The sequence below is a fragment of the Flavobacterium suaedae genome, assembly GCF_014642915.1.
GTDB lineage: Bacteria > Bacteroidota > Bacteroidia > Flavobacteriales > Flavobacteriaceae > Flavobacterium > Flavobacterium suaedae.
This window is the reverse complement of sequence record NZ_BMJE01000004.1, coordinates 41,902-57,902: the sequence shown is the minus strand read 5'-3', so window position 1 is coordinate 57,902 and position 16,001 is coordinate 41,902. Positions and strand designations below refer to the sequence as shown.

The window sequence follows — 16,001 nt, the reverse complement described above, 5'->3', positions numbered from 1 at the left end:
GTCAATATTCTAATATTTTTTAAATAATTGTAAAGCTAAAAATATAGCAATAAATATGTTAATATGGTGAATTGTTAATACTTTTTGTAAGTATCTGTAAATAAATAAGTTGAAAATACACTATTATTGTTGATAAGTAAACCATTAAAAAGTATAAAAAAATTAGGGTTCTTAACATTATTTTTACATAGAGAAAGGGAATTTAAAAATGCAAGCAGAGTTATTATTTTTTTGTAGTTTTTTTTGAAACAGTTTCACACAGTTATTAACAATAATTAACAAGTGAACTTATCAAAAAAGTAAATCTAAAAATGTATTTCAACAGTTGTTGATAACATTAAATTAAAATTGGAATGGCATTATTTTACAATGCTTTACATTTAACTAACATTGTTAATTACTCTTTATAAGTTGATGAAAACGATATAAGCAAAAAAATATCAGAAAGTTTTACCGCATATTAACAAGCTATAATAACCATCATTAATTTTTAAATTTTTAAAAAAAGCTTTTATAGTTTTTAATATATGTTGATAACTAATAAGTCTGTTTAAACGATTCTGAGATTATTTTGTTCTTCGAAGTCTTTTAGTATTTCCTTTACGGTGTCTAAATCGTTTGGGTGTACTTTTAGTTTTATGCCGCCAAGTGCCAGGGAATAAAGCGGAGTTATAGAGGTTATTGTTTCATTCTCGAAAAAGAAACTGATGCCTGCCTCGGTAAGAATATGTTTCAGTATAGTTATTTCGTGCGGATAATTAAATACCGCTGCAGTTATAAAGTGTTTCATTATAGCGTGTTATAGTAACTAAAGATAGTGATTTTTTGGGTTTATTGTAAAATTAATTCTTAGCCTGAAAAGTTATTATTTCATTAAATAGCAGTGTATATTTAATAGTTATTCGTAATTTTCAGCAATTATTAAATGATTATATGAGTAGAAAGAACGGCAAACCGTCGAAGAAGAAAACGAAAGATTTTTCACGAAAAATTTTTAAAATACTATCCAAAGAACCAACTAAATCATTCAACTACAAACAAATAGCTGCAATACTGGATGTTAATGATACCCAGAGCAGAAATGATATTATTAAAGAACTTAAATTCCTGGCAGCTAAAAAAGATATTGAAGAAGTTGAAAGAGGAAAGTATAAAGTTTCAGCCACTAATGACTATTATATTGAGGGAATAATTGATATGACAAGCCAAAAAACTGCCTATTTGGTATCTGATGAGCTTGAAAATGATGTTTTTATTCCTACCAATAATCTTAATAAAGCATTAGACGGCGATAAAGTAAAAGTATATATATATAACAGAAGAAAAGGTCGCAGACCCGAAGGTGAAGTTGTAGAAATAGTAGAAAGACATTCTACTGATTTTGTAGGTGTTATAGATATACAAAAGAATTTTGCATTTGTATCTACCGCTAACCCTAAAATGTATACTGATATTTTTATACCGAAAGATAAAATTGGTGATGCTGAAAATGGTGATGTAGTGTTGGTTAAAATAGCTGACTGGCCTAAAAAAGCCGATAGCCCTTTTGGAGAAGTAACTAAAGTACTGGGTAAACCGGGAGAGCATGATACTGAAATACATGCTATACTGGCAGAATATGGTTTACCATCAGATTTTCCTGTTGAAGTAGAAGTATATGCACAAAAGCTGGATACCAGTATTCAGGAAGAAGAAATAGCACGACGCAGGGATATGCGCGAAACACTTACATTTACTATAGACCCCCGTGATGCTAAGGATTTTGATGATGCATTATCATTTAAAGTACTGGAAAATGGTAATTATGAGATAGGTATTCATATTGCCGATGTATCGCATTACTTGCAGGAAGGAACTATACTTGATGAGGAAGCGTATAACAGAGCAACATCGGTTTATTTGGTAGATAGGGTAGTGCCTATGTTGCCGGAAGTATTATCAAACTTTGCGTGTTCGTTACGACCCAACGAAGAAAAATATACATTCTCAGCTGTATTTCAGTTAAATGATAAGGCAGAGGTAGTAGACAAGTGGTTTGGGCGCACTGTAATCTATTCTGATCAACGTTTTGCTTATGAAGAAGCACAACATATGATAGAAACCGAAAGCGCCACTATACCGGCTGAATTATCGCTTACAGGGGAAGATTATACTGTATCGCATGAAATAAGAGATGCTGTTGTTAAACTAAACCAGTTAGCCAAAATAATGCGTGGTATGCGTATGGCAAAAGGTGCCATATCGTTTGATAAAGTAGAAGTGAAGTTTAACCTGGATGAAAATTCAGAGCCGGTAGGCGTATATTTTAAAGAACAAAAAGAATCCAATCACCTGATAGAGGAATTCATGCTTTTAGCAAACCGTAAAGTAGCAGAGTTTATAGGCAAACAAAAGAAAACATTTGTATACCGTATTCACGATGAACCGGATATGGATAAATTAATGAATCTGCAAACGGTAATATCAAAATTTGGTTATAATTTAAATTTTAAAACCAAAAGTTCTATTTCACAGTCATTAAACCAGTTAATGGTTGATGCACATGGTAAAAAAGAACAAAACCTTGTAGATACGCTGGCAATTAGGAGTATGAGTAAAGCAGTATATTCTACTGATAATATAGGGCATTATGGTCTTGCTTTCGATTATTATTCGCACTTTACATCACCCATAAGGCGTTATCCTGATGTTATGGCACATAGGCTATTACAACATTATCTGGATGGTGGTAAATCAGTAAGTGAAGAAGAATATGAAGACAAATGCCAACACTGTTCTAACATGGAATATCTTGCTGTAAATGCCGAGCGCGACAGCATTAAATACATGCAGGTTAAGTACATGCTGGATCATAAAGATGAAGAGTTTTTAGGTGTAATATCCGGCGTAACAGAGTGGGGTATATACGTAGAAATTGAATCTAATAAATGTGAGGGTATGTGCCGCATACGCGAAATAAAAGATGATTATTACACTTTTGATGACAAGCAATATGCTTTGGTAGGTGAAACTACAGGTAAATTGCTTCAGCTGGGAGATGAGGTTTATGTAAAAGTTAAAAATGCTGATTTAGTTAAAAAGCAATTGGATTTTCAGTTTTTAAGTAAAGCATCAGAAAGACCTGTTTAACTAAAAACTGTAACATTTTATTTTTGTGAAAGTCTTTAAATGTATAAAACATTTAATAATAGAAAATAACATGAAAAAATTAATAGTAATTGCATTTATAGTGCTGTCTCAGGCTATTAATGCACAGGTAACTAAAAATATTGGCGATTTTACTGAGGTAAGAGTGTACGATTTAATCAATCTTACCATGATAAAATCAGATGAAAATAAATTAGTAATTACAGGACACAGGGCTGATGAAGTAGAAGTTGTAAACAAAAATGGTAAACTTAAAATACGCATGCAGTTTACTAAACTACTTCAGGGTGAAGATATTGAAGCTATATTATATTACACTAATACTATAGACCATATTGAAGCCAGTGAAGGCTCTTTTGTAGGTTCTGCAGATGTTTTTAAAGCAACAGCATTTGAACTGAATGCTAAAGAAGGTGCTACTATAAAAATTAAACTTGATGTTGACCGTTTAAAATCAAAAGCAGCTTCGGGAGGTATACTAGAACTTTCAGGTACAACAGCTAATCATGATGTGTTATTAACATCGGGCGCAATAATGAAAGCAAAAGGTTTAGAAACCAAGCAAACCGAAATCACTATAAATGCAGGTGGCGAGGCAGAAATATTTGCTACTGATTATGTAACTGCTAAAACCCGTGCAGGTGGTGAAATAGATATTTATGGTAAACCTAAACAAGTTGATAAAAAAGAAGTTATAGCTGGCGATATTACTATAATGTAATAGCCGTAAAAAAATAAAAAAACTCCAAAATATATTACTAAAATATATTTTGGAGTTTTTTTATGGCTAACTGTAACAATAGGGTATAGGGTACTGTCTTTATTATTAAACTAAACATTATCAATCATGAAAAAAATATTTTTACTAGTTACGTTAAGTGCTTTCAGCCTTTCTTTTTCTCAGGAAACTATTAAACTTAAAAAATTTAAAAACTTAGTTATAGCATCTGATTCCGAAGTTACTATAATAAAATCTAACAGAAACGAACTTATAATAAATGATGCTGAAGAAACAAATGTTGTTAACGAAAGTGGTACGTTAGTATTAGGTAGCGATAGCAATTTTATGTTATATTATAATGGTGATATAGAAACTATTACCATAGCTTCGGATGCAGTATTAACAGGTAATGACGAAATAAAGGTTAATAAACTTAGTATTATAGCTGATTCTGATGCCGAAGTAACACTTAAAGTAAAAGTAAAATACTTAGAAACTACAGCGAGTTCCGATGCTGAAATTACACTTTCAGGAAAAGCGGTAAATCATGCTGCATTTTTTAGTTCAGATGCTGAATTACATGCTAAAAACCTTATAGCCGAAAATACTGATATTGTATTATCATCAGATGCTGAAGCAGTAATTTATACTAAAAAAACCGTAAACGTTCAAGCCAGTTCCGATGCTGAAATTACAATATACGGTAACCCTGAAAAAGTAAATAGATCTATAAGTGGTGATGCTGAAATTACAGTAGTTAACTAACACAAACAGTATAAAACTATAAGTACGATTAACGTCAATATATTCATACTATTAAATTTTCTGCTTTAAGAATATAAATAGTAACTTGCAGCTACTTATTATAAACTGAATGATTGACGATATTTTCGCGGCACTTCCACTCGGTTTTATGCTAAGTTTCATGCCGGGTGCAGTATTTTTTGTGCTTTTAGAAACAAGTGTAATAAAAGGTTTTAGAGCAGCCATTGCTTTTGATTTTGGTGTGCTGCTTGCCGATATAGTATTTATATGTATTGCTTATTTTAGTAGTTACAGGCTTTTACAAAGTATAAAAGATGAGCCTGCACTATTTATATTCGGTGGGCTTATTTTGCTTACTTATGGTATTATATCGTTTATAAAACAAAAACGAGACAGTAAAAAGGAAAAGGTACTAAAAAGTGAGTCGAAAGACATTATTAAAAACAACTATTTCGGGCTGTTTGTAAAAGGTTTCTTTCTCAATTTTATTAATGTAGGTGTACTGGGTTTTTGGTTGGCTATTATTATAGCAGTAGGACCAAAGCTGGATATGGACCAAAGCAGAATAGTAATCTTTTTTGCTTCGGTACTGGGAGGTTATTTATTAACTGATATAGGTAAAATACTATTGGCAAAACAATTACGTAAAAGACTTACTAAAACCAATATTTTAAAAATAAAACAGGTTATAAGCGTAATACTTATGATTTTTGGTATAGTACTGTTAATGCAGGGTTGGTCACCATCCGACAGGGAATTTGTAAATTCTGCTATAGAAACACTGGAAAAAGAATAAGTGAATAAACCCACTTTAAAATATATAGAAATAAAAAAAGCTGTTACTCAAGTAACAGCTTTTTTTTGTGGAGGCATCGAGCGGATTCGAACCGCTGTAGCAGGTTTTGCAGACCTGTGCCTAAGCCCCTCGGCCACGATGCCATTTTCATAATGTGGAAGGCAAATTTACATATATTTTAGAGTAACACAAGTAATTTGCTTTAATTTTTTCTATTTCTTAATCAGGTTCTGTATTCCTCAATTTGTACCGTTACTCTTTCAACATCACCACCAATAGGGGGGTTAACTTTAGAAACTGCAATTAATATTCTTGATACTGAGGCAATTTCATCAAAAATACGTTTTATAATGCGTTCTGCTACGTGTTCTAACAGTTTAGAGCGTATAGCCATTTCCTCACGTACAATTTTATTTAAATGCACATAGTCTACCGTATCATGTAGCTCATCAGTATCTCTTGCCTTGCGTAAATCGGTTTTAACCTCAAGGTTTACTAAATAATCCGAACCTATTTTACCCTCTTCTGTAAGGCAACCATGGTACGAAAACGTGCGTATATTTTCTAATTTAATTACTCCCATTGCATAAAATTATTTCCAACTGTAAAAATACACATTTTATCTGCCACAGCATCTACTTTAAAACTTTATTAGGCTTGGTTTATATCGGTTTTTTTTGAATAACTTTGCACCACTTCATAATACAGTACTATATATGGCCAGCGAAGAAAGATCACTTAATTTTATTGAACTTATCATAGAAGAAGACCTTAAAAACGGTCTTGAAAAAGATAAGCTTCGTTTTCGTTTCCCACCGGAACCAAATGGGTATTTGCACATAGGGCATGCCAGCTCTATATGTTTAAATTTCGGGTTAGGGTTAAGGTATAACGCCCCTGTAAACCTGCGTTTTGATGATACAAACCCTGTAAAAGAAGAGCAGGAGTATGTTGATGCTATTAAGCGCGATGTAGAATGGTTAGGTTTTGAGTGGGATAAAGAATGTTACGCATCTGATTATTTCCAGCAGCTTTACGATTGGGCTGTTGATTTAATAAAACGTGACCTTGCTTATGTTGACAGCCAGAGCAGCGAAGCAATGGCACAGCAAAAAGGTACACCTACACAGCCGGGTACTAACAGCCCGTACAGAAACCGTACAGTACAAGAGAACCTGGAGCTTTTTGAGCAAATGAAAAATGGTGAAGCTGCCGAAGGTAGCCATGTACTGCGTGCTAAAATTGATATGGCATCGCCAAACATGCTTATGCGTGACCCACTTATGTACAGAGTACTGCACAAAAGCCACCACCGTACCGGTAGTGATTGGCATATATACCCAATGTATGACTGGGCACATGGTGAAAGTGATTACATAGAACAAGTATCACATTCATTCTGTACGCTTGAATTTGCTATGCACAGAGAGCTTTACGAATGGTTTGTAGATAAAATATATACCGAAGGTACATTACCGCCTAAACAGCGCGAATTTGCACGACGTAACCTAAGCCACACTATTGTTAGTAAGCGTAAATTACTGCAATTAGTTCAGGAAGGTCATGTTACCGGGTGGGACGACCCGCGTATGCCTACTATTTCAGGATTAAGAAGAAGAGGGTACACGCCAATGTCTATCCGTAATTTTGCCGATACTATTGGTATTGCAAAACGTACCAACCTTATAGATGTTTCGTTACTGGAGTTTTGTGTAAGAGAAGACCTTAACAAAACGGCACCACGTGTTATGGCAGTTTTAGACCCTGTTAAACTGGTTATAGATAACTATCCGGAAGTGGAGGAGGAATGGCTTGATGCTGAAAACAACCCTGAAGATGAAGCAGCAGGACAAAGAAAAGTACCATTCTCTAAAGAGCTTTATATAGAGCGTGAGGATTTTAAAGAAGAAGCAAATCGTAAATTCTTCCGTTTAAGTATAGGGAAGGAAGTACGTCTTAAAAATGCTTATATAATAAAAGGGGAGAGCGTAGTAAAAGATGAAAATGGTACTATTACCGAAATTCATTGTACTTATGATGCTGACAGCCGTAGTGGTAGTGGTACCGAAGCCAGTATGCGAAAAGTAAAAGGTACACTGCACTGGGTATCTGTAAAACATGCTATTGAAGCCGAAGTACGTGTTTACGACCGTTTATTTACACACGAAAATCCTGATGGTAATAAAGAAATAGACTTTATGAGTTACATTAACCCTGATTCGCTTAACGTGATAAAAGGATATATGGAACCAAGTTTAAAAGATGCTAAAGTTGGAGAGAATTATCAGTTCCAGCGTTTAGGATATTATTGTGTGGATAAAGACAGTACTGCTGAAAATATTGTTTTCAATAAAACAGTTGGTCTTAGAGACACATGGGCAAAGCTTGCCGATAAAGAATAAAAAAGTTACATAACTAATATTTATAAAACCCCTGCATTTGCAGGGGTTTTATTTATTATATATAATAGTAATATCAATTTTATAAATTATAGTATTTAATTATTGAAAATAGATTATTTAAAAGCTGTTTCAGCTATTTAAAATTTCAGCCTTATAGTTTGTATATTTTTACCTTAAAAAGCAGTTTTAAAGCCTTTATTTTAAGTTTTTCGGTTAGTAATGCAATTGTTGTTGAACAAAGAGCTACTATTAGTTTTTAAATTGTTATATTTAATTTTTATGCTTCCTTTACATATCTCTTAACTACCTGTTAACAGCATAAAGGTGTTAATTTTTCTTACCTTTATATAAAGTATAAATTACTAACTTTTAAAAAAGCTAAATTATGGCAGGTAAAGCAGGAACACTAGCTGCAGTAGTTGCGGGAGCAGCTATAGGTGCAGCACTCGGAATACTATTTGCACCCGATGAAGGTAAAAAAACAAGAAAGAAAATAAAAGAAGGTTATGATACCAAAAAAGATGAATTAAAAGATAAAATTCATGATATTGGTGATCAGGTAAAAAGTAGGTTTACCAGCTCCAAAGAAGATTTAGAATCAGGATTTGACAGATTGGTAGCAAATGTAGAGGAAAAGACAGATGATGTTATTAACACACTGGAAAGAAAACTGGAGGAGTTAAAATCAACTTCAGCTAAAACAGATTCAGTTAAAACAGAAAGTACTGTCGGTTCCGGTTCAGCTAAAACTAAGTAATACAAAACGCTATTATGGCATTTGAAGAGGTTAAAGAAAACTTTGAAGACTTAAAAGACCAAGCCAAAACATTATATGATGCCAATATAAGGTATTATAAACTTATGGGCTTTAAAATAGCTATGAAGGCAGGAGCCAAAATAGCTAAAATTATAATGTTTTTGTTTTTGTTGCTTTTGGTAGTGTTATTTTTATCACTGGCATTAGCATTAGGAATAGGGTATGCATTAAATAATTTTGCCTATGGTTTTTTAATAGTAGGGGTTTTATACCTTATTGTTTTAGGGATAGTTTATGCTAACAGGAACAGTATTATAGAAGGCAGAATGCTATCTAAATATTCAAAAAAGTTTTTTAAATAATTAACTGACTGATTATGCCGGGGAAAGAATATAAATCGTTTGATCAAATAGAGAAAGACCTTGAAATACTTAGGGTAGAAAAAGACCTTGCGTATTACAGGCTTAAAAAAGACCTTGATGAAACGAAGGACAGTTTACAACTTAAAAATATAGTGGGAGATACACCAAAAAAGGTATTTAACGTAGCTAAAATGCTTTCAGGACCTTTTAAAAGTGCTTTTCTTACCTATGTTTTTAAAAAGATATTTAAGTAATTACCCAAACCAAACTATAAATAAAAAAGTCCGAAGTATTTAGCTTCGGGCTTTTTTTCTTTCTTATCGTTTTTTATTTGTTGCTTTTACGATTGTTTTTATCCTGAGTTTTTTCTTTTTGTTCTGTTTCATCTTCATCATAGTTTTCAGGAACAATTATTTCAGGCTTTTTTTCTTCTTTTTTCTTCTTCTTATCTTCCTCTTTATTTTGTTGCATTAATTGGTTCGATGCCATAAAAGAAGCCGTCATATTAGTAAGCATATCAGTAGCAGCATGTGGCGAGTTAGGCATCATAATAAGGTTACTCTTCGTTTCGCTACCTACAGCCTGTAAGGTATCATAGTGCTGTGTTACTACAATAAGTGCGGATGCTTCTTGGCTGTTTATACCTACATTATTCAGTATATCAACGCTTTCTACTAAACCTCTTGCAATTTCTCTACGCTGGTCGGCAATACCCTGTCCTTGCAGTCTTTTACTTTCTGCTTCTGCTTTCGCTTTCGCTACAATTCTAATACGTTGTGCTTCTGCTTCATATTCCGCAGCCGATTTCTCTCTATCCGCAGCATTAATACGGTTCATAGCATTTTTAACCTGTGGGTCAGGGTCAATATCCGTAATAAGAGTATTAATAATGTCATAACCATAAGTAGACATTGCTTCGTTAAGTTCACGCTTTACCGCTATTGCAATATCATCTTTACGCTCAAAAACATCATCAAGGCGCAGTTTTGGTACTTCGGCACGCACCACGTCAAATACATAAGAGGTTATCTGATCATGCGGAAATTCCAGTTTATAAAAAGCCTCATATACTTTTTCCGGTATTACTTTAAACTGTACCGATACTTTAATTTTTACGAATACATTTTCTTTTGTTTTCGTTTCAATAAGTACATCAAGCTGCTGTATCTTCAGGTTAAGTCGTCCTGCTATTTTATCTATTACGGGAATTTTAAGGTGTAGTCCCGCACCGCGTATACTGTGAAATTTACCAAATCGTTCTACAATACCTGCCGTTTGTTGTTTAATGGTAAAAAAGGAAAGAATAAAAATGATAAAGGCAATAAATAATATAAAATAAATGCCAAGATTTTCCATAATCAGTGTATTTAAGGTTGAATGTTATAAAGTTAAGTATTACTATGCTATATGTATACAAATGTTTAAAAATGTTACACATTGCAACTATAGCAGGGGATAGGTAATAAAAAACCTCCCGTTTGGGAGGCTTATTATTTATGATAGTGTTTCAACGGCTTTATTAATTCGGCTGATGGTTTCTTCCTTACCAATCAGCTCCATAATATCAAACAGGTGAGGGCCTTTAAGTTCGCCTACAACGCTTAATCGTAACGGCGCCATAACTTTACCCATACCCAGTTCTTTTTCAGCTATCCAGTCTTTAGTAACCTTTTCAGTATTTTCAGAAGAGAAATCAAGTGTATTTTGCAGTACTGTAGCCAGTTCTGCCATTATTTCGCCTGTATTTTCCTTCCATTGTTTTTTAGCAGCCTTTTCATCATAGCTTTCAGGAGCTACAAAAAAGTAATCGCTTAAACTCCATAGCTCAGTAGTAAAATGAGCACGCTCTTTTACCAATCCCACTATTTTAGTTACATCTTCAATAGGAGTATTAATACCTTTTTCAAGTAGTGTATGCGATAGTTCTTTAGCCAGTACTTCGTTATCCTGACGTTGTAAATACTGGTGGTTAAACCATTTATTCTTTTCAGGGTCAAATTTAGCACCGCCTTTATGAACTTTATTAATATCGAAAAGCTTAATTAGCTCATCCATTGTAAATAGCTCTTCGTCATTACCCGGATTCCAACCCAGTAGTGCAAGGAAGTTAACTACAGCTTCCGGTAAAAATCCGTTCTCTCTGTACCCTGATGATATTTCTCCTGTTTTAGGGTCTTTCCATTCTAACGGGAATACAGGGAAGCCTAACTTATCGCCATCACGCTTGCTTAGTTTACCGTTACCTACAGGTTTTAATATTAATGGCAGGTGTGCAAACTCAGGAGCATCCCAACCAAAAGCACGGTATAACAATACATGCAGGGGTAGGGAAGGTAACCACTCTTCACCACGTATTACATGGCTGGTTTTCATTAAGTGGTCATCTACTATATTCGCTAAGTGGTAGGTAGGCATACCATCTTTTTTAAATAGTATTTTATCATCCAGTAGCGACGTTTCAAACTTAACCTCACCACGAACCATATCATGTAAAACCAGTGTTTCACCTACAGGCATTTTAAAACGCACTACATAATCCTCTCCGCTGTCAATTCTTTTCTGAACTTCTTCAGCCGATAGGTTAAGTGAGTTATCCAGTTTTTCACGGTTGCTGTGGTTGTATATAAAGGTATTGCCTTTAGCTTCTTCTTCTTTACGTAATGTATCAAGCGACTCCGGAGTATCAAAAGCATAGTATGCCCAGTTGCTGTCCAGTAGCTGCTGTGCATATTGTTTATACATATCCTTACGCTCACTTTGCCTGTAAGGGCCATATTCTCCTTCTTTACCAATACCTTCATCATACGGTATACCGCACCATTCCAAGGCTTCTTTTATATATTCTTCTGCACCCGGCACATAGCGGTTTTGGTCGGTATCTTCTATTCGTAAATAAAATACACCATTGTTTTGTTTGGCAAATAAATAATTAAAAAGAGCGGTGCGCACTCCACCTATGTGTAGTGGACCTGTTGGGCTTGGCGCAAAGCGAACACGTACTTGGTTTTGCATTGTTAATAAGTTTTTGCACAAAGATACAATTATGAATTTTCCTGATGCGTGAATTTGTGGCAGATATTTTGCTGCATTTTGCAAGTAGTTATAAATCAATTTATTTTGTTGCTTGTACAGCATAGGGATAAACTTGTTATAAATGTTTATCAATCCGATATAAATTGTAATTTTATCAGTTACTAACAATTGTGAATAATTTGGAGGCTAAAAACATCATATATAAAAAGCTGGAAGGCTTTATAAAGAAGTATTACACTAACGAACTTATTAAAGGAAGCATCCTTTTTACGGGGCTGGGTTTACTGTATTTTATGGTTACCCTTTTGGTTGAATATTTTTTATGGTTACCACAGGGCGGGCGTACCGCGCTGTTTTGGGTTTTTATTGTAGTGGAGACTTTCCTGTTGCTTCGTTTTATATTATTTCCGCTTTTTAAATTGTTCAAATTACAAAAGGGTATAGACTACAATCAGGCATCAAAAATAATTGGTAATCATTTCCCCGAAGTTTCCGATAAGTTGATTAACTTTTTGCAATTAAGCGGGCAATCACACCAATCAGAATTATTAGCCGCTTCTATAGAACAAAAAGCAAATAACCTGCAACCTGTTCCTTTTGCTAATGCCGTTAATTTTAAAAAGAATGTAAAATACATTCCCTATGCGGCTGTGCCTTTATTATTACTTGCCTTATTTTTTATTAGTGGTAACAGTGGTGTAATTACACAAAGTTTAGATAGGGTAGTGCATTATGAAAAACATTATAACCCGCCGGCACCGTTCCGGTTTGTAATGCTGAATAAAAACCTGAATGCACAACAGGGAACCGATTATACTTTGCAGGTGCAAACACAGGGTAATGTAGTTCCTGAAAATGTAATGATTACCATTGGCGATGAAAACTATTATATGGAATCATCTAAAGCGGGAGTGTTTGAATACCGTTTTGAAAACCTTACCAAAAATGTAGATTTCCAGTTAAAGGCAAATGAAGTTACCTCGCAACTGTATCAGTTAAGTGTAGTGGAAGTACCTACTATTGCTAACTTCGAAATGCAGTTAAACTATCCTGCTTATTTGCGAAAGCAAAACGAAGTTGTACGTGGAACAGGGAATGCTATAGTACCCGAAGGAACAAAAGTTACCTGGAAAGTTGATGCACTTGCCACTACAGGTATAGAGTGGGTATCGGGTGATGAGGTGGAACCGTTTACTACTGAAAATGAAGGCTTTATATTAGCTAAGAATATTTATAACAATACAGATTATCAGGTACTTACGTCTAATAAAAACGTGAAACACCATGAAAAACTGCAATATCACATTACAACGGTTAAAGACCAAAGCCCAACCATTAGTATAGGTGCTGCACCGGATAGCTTAAAGCTGGAACAAAACGTATTAGTAGGGCAGGTGTCCGATGATTACGGGCTTACCAAACTGCAAGTGGTGTATTACCCTAAGAACAATCCTGAGTCAATTAAGAAGCATAGCTTACCGGTACAAAAAGATACGTATGACCGATTTATATATACCTTCCCGAAAGGTTTAGACATACATGCAGGAGTAGCGTATGAATACTACTTTGAGATTTTTGATAACGATGCTATTCATGGGTATAAGAGTACAAAATCTTCAGTATTTTCTGATAGAGAATTAACTACTGATGAGAAGGAAGAAAAAGTATTACAGGAGCAAAATAACAATATAAAAAGTCTTCAAAAATCAATTAAAAATCAAGATAAACAAATAGACGAACTGGATAAACTCCAGAAGATGGGCAAGGAGAAAACCGATCTTGATTTTAAAGACCAAAAGAAGATTGAAGATTTTATAAAGCGACAGAAACAACAGGAAGAAATGATGAAAGAGTTCTCTAAAAAATTAGAGAAAAATCTTGAAGAGTTTAATCCTGAAAAGAAAGATGAGTATAAAGAAGAACTTTTAAAACGTCTTGAAAAGAATCAGGAAGAATCAGAAAAGAATAAAAAGCTACTGGACGAATTAAAAAAGCTTAACGATAAAATCAACAACGAAGAACTGTTTGATAAGATAGATAAGTTTAAACAGAAAGCTAAAAATCAAACCAAAAGTTTAGAGCAGTTGGTAGAACTTACCAAGCGTTTTTATGTAGAGAAAAAAGCAAAACAAATTGCTGATAAATTAGACAAGCTCGGAGAGAAACAAGAGAAGCTTGCCGACAGTAAAGAAAACTCAGAAGAGAAACAAGAGGAAATAAATAAAGCGTTTGATAAGCTACAGGAAGAAATGCGTGACCTTGAAAAGGAAAACGAGGAGCTTAAAAAACCTATGGATATACCAAGCGATGAAGAGCAGGAGGAGAGTATAGAGCAGGATATGGATGATGCCAAACAAGAACTTCAAAAAGAGAATAAAAGTAATGCCGGTAAAAAGCAAAAGTCGGCAGGAAAGAAAATGAAGAAAATGGGTGGCAAAATGATGCAGATGATGATGGCAGGCAGTATGGAAATGATGGAAGAAGATGTAAAAATGCTGCGCCAAATACTGGATAACCTTTTAGCCTATTCATTCTCTCAGGAAAATATAATGGATAAGTTTAACGGTACAACAACACGTTCTGCTTCGTTTAGTACGTACCTTAAAAAGCAACAGGATTTAAAACAACAGTTCCGCCATGTTGATGATAGTATATTTGCCCTTTCGTTACGTAACCCCAAAATAAGTGAAGAGGTAACTACAGAGGTTGGAAATGTACATTATTACGTTGATAAAGCACTGGAAGATTTAGCCGAAAACAGAATAAATCGTGGGGTAGGTAACCAGCAGTATGCGGTTACGGCTGCCAATAAACTTGCCGATATGTTAAGTGATATGCTTAATAGTATGCAGATGCAAATGCAGATGCAGGGCTCCGGTATGGGTAAACCACAACAGGGGCAGGGGCAAGGTATGCAACTCCCTGATATCATTAAAAAACAGGAAGGACTATCCGAAGAGATGCAAAAAGGCATGAAGGAAGGCGGAAAGGAAGAAGGACAAAAGCCAGGTAAAGAAGGCGACCAACCAGGCGACCAGCAAGGTGGTGAACAGGGCGGAAATAAAGGTGACCAGAAAGGTAGTAAAAGTGGCTCAGGTGGCGAGGGTGAAGGTGACCAAATGAGTGAGCAGCAAGCACAGCAATTACTGGAAATTTATAAAGAGCAAAAGCAACTTCGTGAAGCACTGCAAAAGAAATTGAGTGAAAAAGGAATGGGCGGAGCAGGACAAAATGCTATGCGCCAAATGAAGGAGATAGAAAAGCAGTTGCTTAATAAAGGGTTTAAAAATGAAACGCTGCAACGCATGCTACAATTAAAGCATGAATTATTAAAGCTTGAAAAAGCAATGCAACAACAAGGCGAAGACAACAAAAGGGAGTCGCGCACCAGTGGTAAAGAAGCTAATGGGCAAAATGGCGAAATGCCTGATGCACTGAAAGATTATTTAAATAGTGTTGAAATATTAAACAGACAGAGCTTACCTTTGCGCCCTGATTATAAAAAGAAGGTACAACAATATTTCAGGAAAGATGATTAGCTTTAATTATGAAACCGATTTTGAACTGGAAAATGAGTCGGTTTACGAAGACTGGATTTCCCGTGTAATAGAATCGGAAGATAAAACAGAGGGAGAAATAAACTATATATTTTGCGATGATGAATATCTTTTACAGAAGAATATAGAGTTCCTAAACCATGATACGTTAACCGATATTATCAGCTTTGATTATACCATGGGTAACCTTATAAGTGGAGATATATTTATTTCTGTTGAAAGAGTAAAGGATAACGCTGCTGACTTTAATGTTCCTTTTCAGGAAGAATTAAAGCGCGTTATGGCACATGGAGTATTACACTACTGTGGTTATAAAGATAAAACAGAAGAGGACTCTGCTTTAATGCGCAGTAAAGAAGAAGAGAAAATTAAGATGTTCCACGTGGAACTATAATGTAAGGTTAAGTATAAAACGTTCCACGTGGAACGTTATTTTTTATAAATTGATTGTATCTGTTCCA

At 34.6% G+C, this 16,001-nt stretch carries 14 protein-coding genes and 1 tRNA gene; 10 read left to right on the top strand and 5 right to left on the bottom strand.

Features of this window, described 5'->3' with window-relative positions:
• Nucleotides 1-550: 550 nt before the first annotated feature.
• Nucleotides 551-790, bottom strand: coding sequence for a putative signal transducing protein (locus IEW45_RS08545; RefSeq protein ID WP_188620825.1), 240 nt, complete (start codon nucleotides 788-790; stop codon nucleotides 551-553).
• A 143-nt stretch (nucleotides 791-933) separates the two neighbouring features.
• Between IEW45_RS08545 and rnr the strand changes: the two genes are divergently transcribed.
• The 4 genes from rnr (at nucleotide 934) to IEW45_RS08525 (ending at nucleotide 5,429) form a co-directional block, all read left to right on the top strand.
• Nucleotides 934-3,129, top strand: a complete 2,196-nt coding sequence (gene rnr, locus IEW45_RS08540; RefSeq protein ID WP_188620824.1) for a ribonuclease R — start codon at nucleotides 934-936, stop codon at nucleotides 3,127-3,129.
• Between the two features lie 70 nt (nucleotides 3,130-3,199).
• Nucleotides 3,200-3,868, top strand: a complete 669-nt coding sequence (locus tag IEW45_RS08535; protein WP_188620823.1) for a head GIN domain-containing protein — start codon at nucleotides 3,200-3,202, stop codon at nucleotides 3,866-3,868.
• A 126-nt stretch (nucleotides 3,869-3,994) separates the two neighbouring features.
• The gene (locus tag IEW45_RS08530) at nucleotides 3,995-4,633 is read left to right on the top strand and encodes a GIN domain-containing protein (protein WP_188620822.1); all 639 of its coding nucleotides are present in this window, start codon (nucleotides 3,995-3,997) and stop codon (nucleotides 4,631-4,633) included.
• Nucleotides 4,634-4,742: 109 nt separating this feature from the next.
• The gene (locus IEW45_RS08525; RefSeq protein WP_188620821.1) at nucleotides 4,743-5,429 is read left to right on the top strand and encodes a LysE family translocator; all 687 of its coding nucleotides are present in this window, start codon (nucleotides 4,743-4,745) and stop codon (nucleotides 5,427-5,429) included.
• 68 nt (nucleotides 5,430-5,497) lie between these two features.
• On the opposite strand, the gene IEW45_RS08520 is transcribed toward IEW45_RS08525, so the two are convergent.
• Both IEW45_RS08520 and folB read right to left on the bottom strand, forming a co-directional pair.
• Nucleotides 5,498-5,572, bottom strand: a tRNA-Cys gene (locus IEW45_RS08520).
• Between the two features lie 80 nt (nucleotides 5,573-5,652).
• A complete protein-coding gene (folB, locus tag IEW45_RS08515; RefSeq protein WP_188620820.1) occupies nucleotides 5,653-6,012 on the bottom strand; it encodes a dihydroneopterin aldolase in 360 nt (119 codons plus the stop codon).
• Between the two features lie 133 nt (nucleotides 6,013-6,145).
• Between folB and IEW45_RS08510 the strand changes: the two genes are divergently transcribed.
• The 4 genes from IEW45_RS08510 (at nucleotide 6,146) to IEW45_RS08495 (ending at nucleotide 9,204) form a co-directional block, all read left to right on the top strand.
• The gene (locus IEW45_RS08510) at nucleotides 6,146-7,831 is read left to right on the top strand and encodes a glutamine--tRNA ligase/YqeY domain fusion protein (protein WP_188620819.1); all 1,686 of its coding nucleotides are present in this window, start codon (nucleotides 6,146-6,148) and stop codon (nucleotides 7,829-7,831) included.
• 385 nt (nucleotides 7,832-8,216) lie between these two features.
• Entirely contained in the window at nucleotides 8,217-8,588 is a 372-nt protein-coding gene (locus IEW45_RS08505; protein WP_188620818.1) for a YtxH domain-containing protein, read from the top strand.
• A 14-nt stretch (nucleotides 8,589-8,602) separates the two neighbouring features.
• Nucleotides 8,603-8,950: a phage holin family protein gene (locus IEW45_RS08500; protein ID WP_188620817.1), complete on the top strand. Its 348-nt coding sequence runs from the start codon at nucleotides 8,603-8,605 to the stop codon at nucleotides 8,948-8,950.
• 14 nt (nucleotides 8,951-8,964) lie between these two features.
• The gene (locus tag IEW45_RS08495; RefSeq protein ID WP_188620816.1) at nucleotides 8,965-9,204 is read left to right on the top strand and encodes a DUF6327 family protein; all 240 of its coding nucleotides are present in this window, start codon (nucleotides 8,965-8,967) and stop codon (nucleotides 9,202-9,204) included.
• Nucleotides 9,205-9,277: 73 nt separating this feature from the next.
• Here IEW45_RS08495 and IEW45_RS08490 read toward each other — a convergent pair whose 3' ends face one another.
• Together IEW45_RS08490 and gltX are read right to left on the bottom strand one after the other, a co-directional pair.
• Nucleotides 9,278-10,306, bottom strand: coding sequence for an SPFH domain-containing protein (locus tag IEW45_RS08490; RefSeq protein WP_188620815.1), 1,029 nt, complete (start codon nucleotides 10,304-10,306; stop codon nucleotides 9,278-9,280).
• Nucleotides 10,307-10,444: 138 nt separating this feature from the next.
• Nucleotides 10,445-11,962: a glutamate--tRNA ligase gene (gltX, locus tag IEW45_RS08485; RefSeq protein WP_188620814.1), complete on the bottom strand. Its 1,518-nt coding sequence runs from the start codon at nucleotides 11,960-11,962 to the stop codon at nucleotides 10,445-10,447.
• 191 nt (nucleotides 11,963-12,153) lie between these two features.
• Between gltX and IEW45_RS08480 the strand changes: the two genes are divergently transcribed.
• Both IEW45_RS08480 and ybeY read left to right on the top strand, forming a co-directional pair.
• On the top strand, nucleotides 12,154-15,522 hold the full coding sequence (locus IEW45_RS08480; protein WP_308421041.1) for a hypothetical protein: 3,369 nt from the start codon (nucleotides 12,154-12,156) through the stop codon (nucleotides 15,520-15,522).
• Nucleotides 15,515-15,934 carry an rRNA maturation RNase YbeY gene (ybeY, locus tag IEW45_RS08475; RefSeq protein WP_188620813.1) on the top strand — a complete coding sequence of 140 codons (420 nt, stop codon included), beginning with the start codon at nucleotides 15,515-15,517 and terminating at the stop codon, nucleotides 15,932-15,934. The genes IEW45_RS08480 and ybeY overlap by 8 nt, the downstream gene beginning before the upstream one ends.
• Nucleotides 15,935-16,001 lie beyond the last annotated feature (67 nt).